Here is a 9,104-nt window from a genome sequence, read left to right on the forward strand (position 1 = left end):
CGTCAGACGGCGATCAACACACCGAAACGGAGGTCGCCTGAAACACCCCGATCCACAGGTATTGACAATTGCTCGGCTCGTAGTGCACTGCCGCTGTCACGCTCCGCGACCAATTGAAGCGCCCGGACATCCCGGAGGCCCTATCGCACTCCACCGGACCCAATACCGGCCCGGAGCCGAACTGCGGCGTCGGTGGGATCTCGCATCACCGGCGGCCCGCGCCCGGGGCCAGGCGGCCAACCGGCGCCTGCACACCCAATGGGCCCGTTTCGACGCCCGCAGGAAGCGCCCGGTGATCGCCAACGTCGCGATCGCCCGGGAACTGGCCGGCTGGTGCTGGTCGCTAGCAGTCCTACCCGACTGACCGGTATCCCCTAGGCGTCCAGATGAGACCACCGATGATCGGGACGGCAAGCGTCCTGGAGTGATCCGCGATTGCGCTATGAGCAATCACGTTGCCCCGCAACGGATGACGCTCGATCCTAGACCGCTGGTTAGCTCCGTTTCGAAGGTCCGTCCTGCGGTAACCAACCCGCGCATTTCAGACTGACACGCGTCGACACGACACGCTCGACTCAGCGCTGGGTAGTTATCCGTTGGTCTGTAGCACTTTGGCCAGAACATCGAACCCGGTTCGCATGTCAAGTTTGGGTGTTCCTGCGTATCCGAGCAGGAGCGCCGACGATCTGCTGGGATGGTAGTGATGTATTGACAGTGGCCAGACGTGGATCCCCTGGTGCAGAGCCCGTTTGGCGATCGAGGTGTCGTCGCTGAAATCCGCGAGCTGACCGACGAGGTGAAGCCCGCCGTCGGAGGGCGCCAATGCGATACTGTTGCTTATTCTTTCGGCCTCTTGAATTAAGAGGTGCTGGCGTTCGCGATGCAGAACGCGCATCCTTCTGAGATGGTTAGCGAAGTGGCCTTGTTCCATGAAGTCGGTGACTACTGCCTGGTCGATGAGGTGGGCGTGCATGTCGGTGCTCAAGTGCGCTGCGGTGAAACCGTCGACGATTGCCTCGGGGGCGATGATGTAGCCCAGCCGCAGGCTGGGAAACAGGACCTTGCTGAAGGTCCCGACGTAGACGACGCGCTGATGAGTGTCGATGGCGGTGAGCGCCGCTAGGGGTTTTCCGACATACCGGAACTCGGCGTCGTAGTCGTCTTCGATGACCCAGGATTGGTTACGCGCCGCCCAATCGATGAGTGCGAGCCGCCTTTCCAACGACATGGTGTGCCCTAATGGGAATTGATGCGACGGCGTGACGATCGCGATGCGCGCGGTCGACTCGAGTTCGATACCTGCCGCGACGTCGAGTCCGGACTCATCTACCGGCACGGGGACGATGCGGGCGCCCGCCGAGACCAGAGCTGCCCGCGCGCCAAGGTATCCCGGGTCCTCTAGCCACGCGGCATCCCCGGGGTCGAGCAGGATTCGGGCGCAGAACTCCAGGGCTTGTTGCGAGCCGTTTACGACGATGACTTGGTCGGCGGTGCAGTGAATACCGCGGGCAGTGGCGATGTAGGAGGCGATGGCCTCTCGCAGGGGCCGGTAACCGGCTGGGTTGTCATAGGGCATCAAGGCCGATGCGGCGGTGGCGAAGCGTGAGGAGTAGAGCCTGACCCAGGTCTTGAAGGGAAACGCATCTAGAGCGGGCAATCCGATGAGAAACGCCGCTCCGCGGGGTTGATGGCCCAGCACGGAGGGTATCGGTATCCGCCGTACCCGCGCCAGCCGCTCACCGCGGCCGGACAACGTAGCCGCGGGGTACAGAGCGGGTGACTCGCAGGACGGGTAAGGGGGCGCGCTGTTGAGGAATTCTTCGGGAAGGACGCGCGCGACGTAAGTCCCCGACCCTTGCCGAGCTGTGATGTAACCCTCGGCCTCCAGCTGGTCGAACGCCGCCAGAACTGTGTTGCGCGACAGCCCATTCTGCGCGGCCAACACCCGGCTGGGGGGGAGCTTCGATCCACCTGCGAGCTGACCGCTGAGAATGCTCGACCTCAACTGCTCATAAAGCACCCGGTACGCCGCCGGCTCGGGGGTCCGATTCGACGTGTCACCATTCGGCGACGAATTGTTTCGCTTCGATGTCACATGGCCCCTTGATCTACACCCGAATTGGCTCTGGAACGGCGGCGAATTTTCTCTAGGCTTTGGAACCAATATGCCCCACCCATCCGAACCGCGTCGTGCCCCAGCCCGACATGTCCGCGGTGCCCAAAAGGAGTGACCTGTGCCCATTTACCTCAGCATGCAACGCGTACGCTTCTCCAGTCCCGACGCCTACGAGAAGTTCAAAGTGGTATTTGGCGACACTCGCCACCACCTGATGGCACTGCCGGGATTTCTCCACCTGACCTGGTGGGAGCATCCCGATGATCCGGGCTGGTTCAACGAATGTAGCTTCTGGACCAGCAAGGAAGCACTCTACGACTGGCACACCGATACCTACCACAAATACGCCAAGGCCTGGGCCGCCAACGGCGCGATCATGGAAGACATCATCACCAACTTTGAACTCGTAGGCACCCGTCTCCTCCGCATCTGCCCCTGCTGTAATGAATTGCAGGACAGAGAATACGAACTGAGCCAGGAACAGGCCGTCCTGCGTGAGCAGTGCCCGAAGTGCGGCTTCCACTTCCCCTACCTCACCGAGCAGCCGTCCAGCTTCGCGGTCTTCAAGGACGCCGACCTCAACCCGACGACCGACAGCCCGATTGGCATCGCCGATGGCCAACAACCCCTCGTCGCCAGCGGCGTAGGACTCCAGGCCGATACTCCCTGACCCCTAAGTCAATGGGCCTTGGCCGCACACCGAGCTGTCCGCCTTCTCTGGATCATATTCGGCGAACGCCAGCCCTCGATCGTTCGTGCCCATTCGTCCGGTTGGCACCTGGCACCGGCCCGAGTCGACCATCGAAACGGTAAACCACGACGTGCATGAGTACTACAACCCCGGACACCACCCGCAGGTGAACGAAGTAGAACTTATCCGCATCTGCGCGTAATATCGCTTCGCGCAACCAGTTTGAGCGTCGTCACGGATAATGATCATCGCGGCACTTGGCGGTCAATTCGCCGAATGGCGGATGGGCCGGCCTCACTGGCTCGACTAGGTCCACCTGCCGCCGCACGCTGCGTCGTGCTCATCTGGCTGGTGCCATCCGACCTGCATGTTGGCTTCATCGCCGATTCTTTAAGTTTTTCCGGCCCTTCACGCTATTCGGTGCAGGATGTCGCCAACGAAAACCTCCAAAGGCATGATTCATCGCGTTTTTGAAGCGATCCGCCGAATCCCGTCCGAATTGTTCCTCAGACTGAGCCACGCTTCGTTACAGGGTCGCCGCATGAGACGTTCCATCGCCTACGTGGTGGCGGATCACGACGAACATGTTGCTGTCGACGGCGATGAACCGGTAACGCGCAAAGTTGAACCGCTAGTGCGCAATCGGTGGCCTCTCGGCTGCTTCCACCGCGGCGCGGCTCCGAACGGCGCTCCCGTCGGCTGCCTGCCGAACAAGCCGCCGTCGCTCATCGTGAGAGGCGTGAGCAAGAATGCGAGCGCCAGGCCGCACGGTCGATTTCGGGGCACTTTTACCCATCGGCGGCGGTACCTCTTTCGCGACGCTCTCTGCCAAACGCGCCCGTAACGAACCTGTCGGTCATTCGGTGGTCATGTCAGATGGGATTTGCACATCAAGTATGAGAAGTCGCAGCAGTGGCTCTAGGGAAAGAACAGCTCGAGTTCGTTGCGGTGACCCGCGGGCAGCTTCGTGAGATCAGCGGCGAAGCCGCTGATGCGGGCAAGGCCGCGCGGCTGCGAGATTCCGATTGCCTGCGCCAGCAGCCGATCAGATTCGGCAGCGTCGGTGGTCCACTGCCCGCTGAGTGCGTAGGCCAGTGATGAGTGCACGGGAAAACGACTGTGGCGCAGTCTCTTCACTAGTTCTAGCCCGCGTCGGCGATCGTGCAGATGATAACTGTACATTTGCGCCAACTCGATAGTCGCGGCTTGAGCGGCGAAGTGGGCCATGGGTTCGAGTTGGTGCAGTTCGCGCAGGAGATTGGCTGCGCGAACGTAATTGGGAATCTGTTGATGCTGCCGCAGCGCGGTGAGCCGCACCGTGAGAATGTCAGCTACGCCGGACTGGTTGGCTTCGGCTCGGAATCGGTCGTCAGCGGCATCCAATAGATCGGTGACAGCGTCCATGCGTGTCGCATCGAAGCCTGGTGGCGCGCTGGCGATGAGAAGACAGGCCTCGATGTAGTCGGCCCAGGCCATCCACCGGGTGTTAGTGATGTTGGCCAACGGCCGGAAATGATCGTCGAGGGCTGCGCGCACGTCCGGGTAATGACCGGCCCACAGTAAGGCGTGGCACCAATGCAGCGCCGCGTTGCATCTCACGGCGTTGTTCTTTGATCGCGGTTCAAGGACCGCGCGCCGAGCTTGGACGATAACCTCGCCAACATCGCCGCGCATCTTTAGTGCCGCCAGCCGAAGACCTAACGCGGCCTCAGGCAGTGCGTCGCGCCGGACGAGTCGGTCTGTCAAGCTGACGACGCGGCGGTGGTTGGTGCTGTGAGACAGCTGGGTCAGGTACTTGGTGCGGAGGCGTCGCCGTGTCGGCGCGTACGCGCCCAGCGGCGGAATCGCCCACCACAGCGAGGTGATCCAGCGGGCCTGCCAGGAGGGTCGATTAAAGAACAGCGTCCGTAGTCGTGTGACAGCCTGATCGCGCTGAGTTGGGTCTCGACGTGCCTGCCGCAGCAGTGTCTGCGCAGTGGCCACATCGCCGGTCAGGGCCGCGACGTCAGCACGGGCGACCGTGTTGCCGGTGGGTGCCGTCGGGATGGGTGCGGGCTTGCGATCAGCGAGCAAGGTGTCACGCTGGGCATCTGATATGGCGTCGATGAGCGTGTTGCTGCGGCACCATTGCACGAAATCCCAGGCAGGATTGAAGAATTCACTGCCACCTGAGGATCGGTGCGGCTGCGCGTCGGGAAATACGAGGTGGCCTCTGGCGGCTACTTCACGCAGGAGGTGGCGCTTGTAGGGGTGGTCGCGCCCTGGCATGTCGAACCACCACACGATGTGGTTCGACAGGACGCGGTTCCACTGGTGGCGGAAGTCAAAATCGCGTCCGCTGTAGCCGATGAAAACGACGTGAGCGCAGGCCTGGAGATCGGCGTGCAGCCGGTCGCGCCACACTGGCGGCGGCGGGGTCAAGGTTTCTCGAGGAGTCACGATCAAGCGGCCGCCGATCGTCCCGTGGGGTTTGAGAAGCTGCCCACGGCGCGGCTGCGCCGTCGGCTCGTCCGGCGCGGCGACCACTTCGATCCCGGGTAGCGCCCGCTCGATGAAGGTGTCGAAATTGACCGTCCACACCCGCGCGCCAGCCAGGCACAGCTCGGCAACGACGCGATGCCCCTCGTTCGGGCGGGCCGAAGGCGGATTGAGCACGCGCGCCAACCACGTCTGGGTGTCGATGCCGGCGTCCTCCAAAGCGAAAAAGAACGGTTCGGGCTGGATACCGGCAACCCGTCGCTGCTCTGCAGTCACCGCGTCGCGCCCAGGCACATACTGCCCGAACCCAAGAGCCTGCAGCAAAGTGTCGCGCAGCCAATCGAACAGGGGAAGCGACGTCGGAGCACTCATTGACAAGCCCGCACCGGCGAAGACGAACACATCCGCAGGATCGGTGGGCGGCCGCGTCATGTGCCCACCGTATGTGCCGCGCGAGCCACCTCGTGCGGCATGTGCCCTCACCGGTGCCGCGGCTGCCACGACGCCGCAGCGCCATCAACCTCATGAGATAGCACAGCTAGCCGCCCGCGCACCCGGCCTGCTCGCCACCTCACCGTCAGATGCTCAACGGAACCTCGCTGAGTGTGGGCGCCAGTGCGCGCGATGCGTTTGGCTCAGAGTTGGCCGCTGACGTTCGGATGAGACCGTCAATAGCAGCGGGTCAACAGTGCACGTGAGACGGCCCCTGAGAGAATCAGTTCCTATGGAGGCCGTGGCCAGCCCGCTCACCGGTGACGATCCGGTGCTGCGCCCGGTCAAACTGACCGCCGCGCAAGCCACCGAGCTGCGTCTGCGCGTTTCTCGCGATGGCAGGAACCCGCCGATCTCGCAGTACGAGCGCGAGCTCTATGCGACTGAGGGGCTTGAGCCGCCGGTGTCTGATGGAGATGAACCCGGCGATTAGCGCTGTGGTAGACGCCACGTCAACCACGCCAGTCCGGGACGGCGATAAGGTGGGGCCTGTGGTCGACGATACAGATCGCAGGGGCCTCGGCAGTGAAAACAAAGCCAGGCACTGTCTTTCCCCAGAAGGGCACCGCGCCGAGGCGGCACCGCTTTGCGCCGATATGGGTGGGGTGGAGCCTTTCGACGTCGACAGCTACGCGGCAATGATCTACCGAGCCAATCTCGAGATCGGTTTGGCCGACGCGCAGATCGAATACAGCACAACGCCTGAATTGCAGGATCTGCTTACACGGGCCTCAGAAGCATCGACGGTTCGCCGACGCCGTCTTCGTCGGACGTAGCTCCGGGCACGCTCGGTCTGAGCAACGTGGCGCCCGTGCCCCTTCGCACTACGCGGCCGACGTTGAAGTCCGCGACGTGATCGCCCAACCAGAAGAGCATGCACTCTGCCTTCAGCACAAATTGTCTTTCTCTGTTGTCGAGGATGGTTCTGACATGAGACTCCGACTCCGGGCGCGGTGATCCCCCAGGGCCTGGAATCTGAACTGGAGTCGACGGGCGGCGCAGCGATGACTGAACAGGGGGCAGACTTCTAAATCGAGGACGGCGAGACCTGCGATGAAAATGCGCGGCTAATCAGTCCATCCCGTCGAACCGACTACCTGTTCCACCCACGTTCGAGGGCCCAGCCTCGCCGCGATCCACTCGTCTGCGATCCTGCGGAACTCGTCACGTTGCGCCTGCGCCACTATTTTCGCGGCGTCTCGCCTGTGACGTTCGTACAGCTTCAGTTCGTCGTCATCGAGGTGGTCCGGGCAATGATCGGCGAACTCGTCCGGACCGGTACGCACGACCCGTCGCCGGCAGGGCTTGCGCTCGTATTCCAAGTAGGTCCTGCAGCGTCTCCCAGTGGCCAGCGCGCTCGGCTGGGCTTCTCGCGCTGCGGTCATCTGTTGTTCGTCGGTCTGTCGAAGCGTCTTCTCGTAGCGGTCGGCGGTAGCGACTGCTGGGGCCCTCCGTGAGGCGCCGTAATCAACGGCTACCCGATGGCGCGCGTATATCGCCTTCGGTCGGGACGGAAGGTCCGTCCAACCGCGGGCGAGTTCGGCGCCCTGGTGCAGCAGGCTCGCGGCTCCGTACGCGAGACTCGCGGATTCGCGAGCCCGTCGGAGATCACGCTCTAGGTCATCGAGGGTCAGCGCAACGTCCACCCGCATGCTGCGCAGTGCAAGTTGGCATTCCTGGAGCGTCCCGACAAGTTCGTCAAGCAACTTGAGTCCGCGTGCGGTCACCCAGTCGGGTCGAACCGGTGGTAGATCAGGGTGCACCATGGCACTGTAGTACTAGTACTACAGACATTTCTCGGATGTGCACCGTTACTTGTGGGCGTGCCCACCCGACCAAGCCAGAATGATCCGGAGCGCGTGGTGGCATGGGAGCGCCGACGAAGGTCGGTCGGCAAGCGAATACGTGAACTCCGCGTCGAGCGAGGCTTGACGCAGGAGCAGTTGGCCCATGATTCGGGCGTGGACCGGTCCGTTCTGAGCGGCGTGGAGAGCGGCCTGCGCGGGTTACTTTACGAGCGACTGTTTGACATTGCCGACGCGCTGGGAGTTTCTGCGGCTGAATTGATGGTAGATCAGTAGACGAGCTTGCCGCACCAAAGGTGGTCAGCGCCGCACGCCATTCTCGGCCACTTCACAAAGGCGGCCGATGGGAGCTTGAAGTGATGAACGCGTGGAACTATCGAGTTGTGCAGTCGCTTGATAAAAGCGAGTACTTCGTAGCGGAGGTGTACTACGACGGCGACGCGCTGAGTTGGGTCGACAACTCGCGCGACTGCCTCCGGTGGGACAATTACGATGACTTAAAGGCTGCAGTCAAGTTGATGCAGAAGGCATTTGACAAGCCGCTCCTGTGGTTGCAGGAGGGCGACCGACTCATTGAGGTCAATTCCACCTGAGAAGAGACATCGAGAGGCGGCGTTACCGATTTGGGCGCCGCGGTCATTGCGCAGTCAGACGGGTGAGACCGAAAGGGGTCTGCTGCACGATCAGGTGACAATTTGCGTCACGCGGCCTGACTGACCGGCGTGGTCATAATTGCTTCGAATTCGATCGGGGTCAACCGCCCGAGGGCGAGCTGACGTCGGCGACGGTGGTAGGTGCGCTCGATCCAGGTGACGATGGCGATGCGCAGCTGCTCTCGGGTGTCCCACCGGCGGCGGTCGAGGACGTTCTTCTGCAGCAGGCTGAAGAAGCTTTCCATCGCAGCGTTGTCGCCGGCCGCCCCGACACGGCCCATGGAGCCGACCATGCCGTGATGGTGCAGGGCCTGGACGAACTTTCGGCTTCGAAACTGGCTGCCTCGGTCGCTGTGCAGAATGCAAGCGGCCACATCACCCCGGCGTGCAACTGCACTCCTGAGCGCGGTTGTAGCCAGCCGGGATGTCATCCGTGAGTCGATTGAATAGCCCACGATGCGGTTGGAGAACGTGTCCTTGATCGCGCACAGGTAGAGCTTGCCTTCACCGGTGCGATGCTCGGTGATATCGCTGAGCCACAACGTGTTTGGCTCGCTGGCGGTGAAGTCGCGCTCGACCAGATCATCGTGCACTGGCGGTCCGGGTTTGCCGTTCTTGCCACGCCTCTTGCCGAACACACTCCACAACTGCTGCTGAGAGCAGATGCGCCAGGCGGTGCGCTCGGCCATCGGCTCGCCGGCGTCACGGGCCTCCTCGACCAGGTAGCGGTAGCCGAACTCCGGGTCCTCGCCGTGGGCGTTGAACAACGCGTGAGCGCGATAGGCCTCAATGAGGCTCTTCACAGATGAGGGTGTAGAGGTGGTTGGCGCGTCGTTGCCGGGATAGAGGTCGAGGTCTCTCGAAAATGA

The 9,104-nt window shown here is 62.6% G+C and carries 8 protein-coding genes and 1 pseudogene; 6 read left to right on the forward strand and 3 right to left on the reverse strand.

Translation table 11 applies throughout. The features are described 5' to 3' along the window. Nucleotides 1-151: 151 nt before the first annotated feature. Nucleotides 152-364 (forward strand): annotated as a pseudogene (locus ACJH7A_RS29425) (IS110 family transposase); the annotation flags it as partial. A 225-nt stretch (nucleotides 365-589) separates the two neighbouring features. Here the strand turns inward: ACJH7A_RS29425 and ACJH7A_RS29430 are convergent. Next, nucleotides 590-2,095: a PLP-dependent aminotransferase family protein gene (locus ACJH7A_RS29430; RefSeq protein ID WP_258045169.1), complete on the reverse strand. Its 1,506-nt coding sequence runs from the start codon at nucleotides 2,093-2,095 to the stop codon at nucleotides 590-592. Nucleotides 2,096-2,234: 139 nt separating this feature from the next. On the opposite strand from ACJH7A_RS29430, the gene ACJH7A_RS29435 reads away from it, so the two are divergent. Further along, nucleotides 2,235-2,786, forward strand: coding sequence for an antibiotic biosynthesis monooxygenase (locus ACJH7A_RS29435; protein WP_103799451.1), 552 nt, complete (start codon nucleotides 2,235-2,237; stop codon nucleotides 2,784-2,786). Nucleotides 2,787-3,725: 939 nt separating this feature from the next. Here the strand turns inward: ACJH7A_RS29435 and ACJH7A_RS29440 are convergent. Then, a complete protein-coding gene (locus ACJH7A_RS29440) occupies nucleotides 3,726-5,717 on the reverse strand; it encodes an SIR2 family protein (protein ID WP_103799450.1) in 1,992 nt (663 codons plus the stop codon). 292 nt (nucleotides 5,718-6,009) lie between these two features. Here ACJH7A_RS29440 and ACJH7A_RS29445 point away from each other — a divergent pair, with 292 nt between their 5' ends. From ACJH7A_RS29445 to ACJH7A_RS29460, 4 genes are all read left to right on the forward strand, one after another. Next, nucleotides 6,010-6,210 (forward strand): hypothetical protein, encoded by a 201-nt coding sequence (locus tag ACJH7A_RS29445; protein ID WP_103799449.1) that lies wholly within the window; start codon nucleotides 6,010-6,012, stop codon nucleotides 6,208-6,210. A 58-nt stretch (nucleotides 6,211-6,268) separates the two neighbouring features. Next, the gene (locus ACJH7A_RS29450; protein WP_142394585.1) at nucleotides 6,269-6,553 is read left to right on the forward strand and encodes a hypothetical protein; all 285 of its coding nucleotides are present in this window, start codon (nucleotides 6,269-6,271) and stop codon (nucleotides 6,551-6,553) included. Between the two features lie 1,047 nt (nucleotides 6,554-7,600). Continuing rightward, nucleotides 7,601-7,858 (forward strand): helix-turn-helix domain-containing protein, encoded by a 258-nt coding sequence (locus ACJH7A_RS29455; RefSeq protein WP_103799481.1) that lies wholly within the window; start codon nucleotides 7,601-7,603, stop codon nucleotides 7,856-7,858. 80 nt (nucleotides 7,859-7,938) lie between these two features. Next, the gene (locus tag ACJH7A_RS29460; RefSeq protein ID WP_406803227.1) at nucleotides 7,939-8,175 is read left to right on the forward strand and encodes a hypothetical protein; all 237 of its coding nucleotides are present in this window, start codon (nucleotides 7,939-7,941) and stop codon (nucleotides 8,173-8,175) included. Between the two features lie 107 nt (nucleotides 8,176-8,282). Here ACJH7A_RS29460 and ACJH7A_RS29465 read toward each other — a convergent pair. Continuing rightward, a partial coding sequence (locus ACJH7A_RS29465) for an IS3 family transposase (RefSeq protein ID WP_406803228.1) occupies nucleotides 8,283-9,104 on the reverse strand: 822 nt, incomplete at its 5' end.

The organism is Mycobacterium sp. SMC-17, assembly GCF_045310915.1.
Taxonomy (GTDB): Bacteria; Actinomycetota; Actinomycetes; order Mycobacteriales; family Mycobacteriaceae; genus Mycobacterium.

Bases quoted from the DNA above. Each gene is read 5' to 3' on its own strand.
- ACJH7A_RS29440 (WP_103799450.1), bottom strand. From the start codon at position 5,717: ATGACGCGGCCGCCCACCGATCCTGCGGATGTGTTCGTCTTCGCCGGT.
- ACJH7A_RS29445 (WP_103799449.1), top strand. From the start codon at position 6,010: ATGGAGGCCGTGGCCAGCCCGCTCACCGGTGACGATCCGGTGCTGCGC.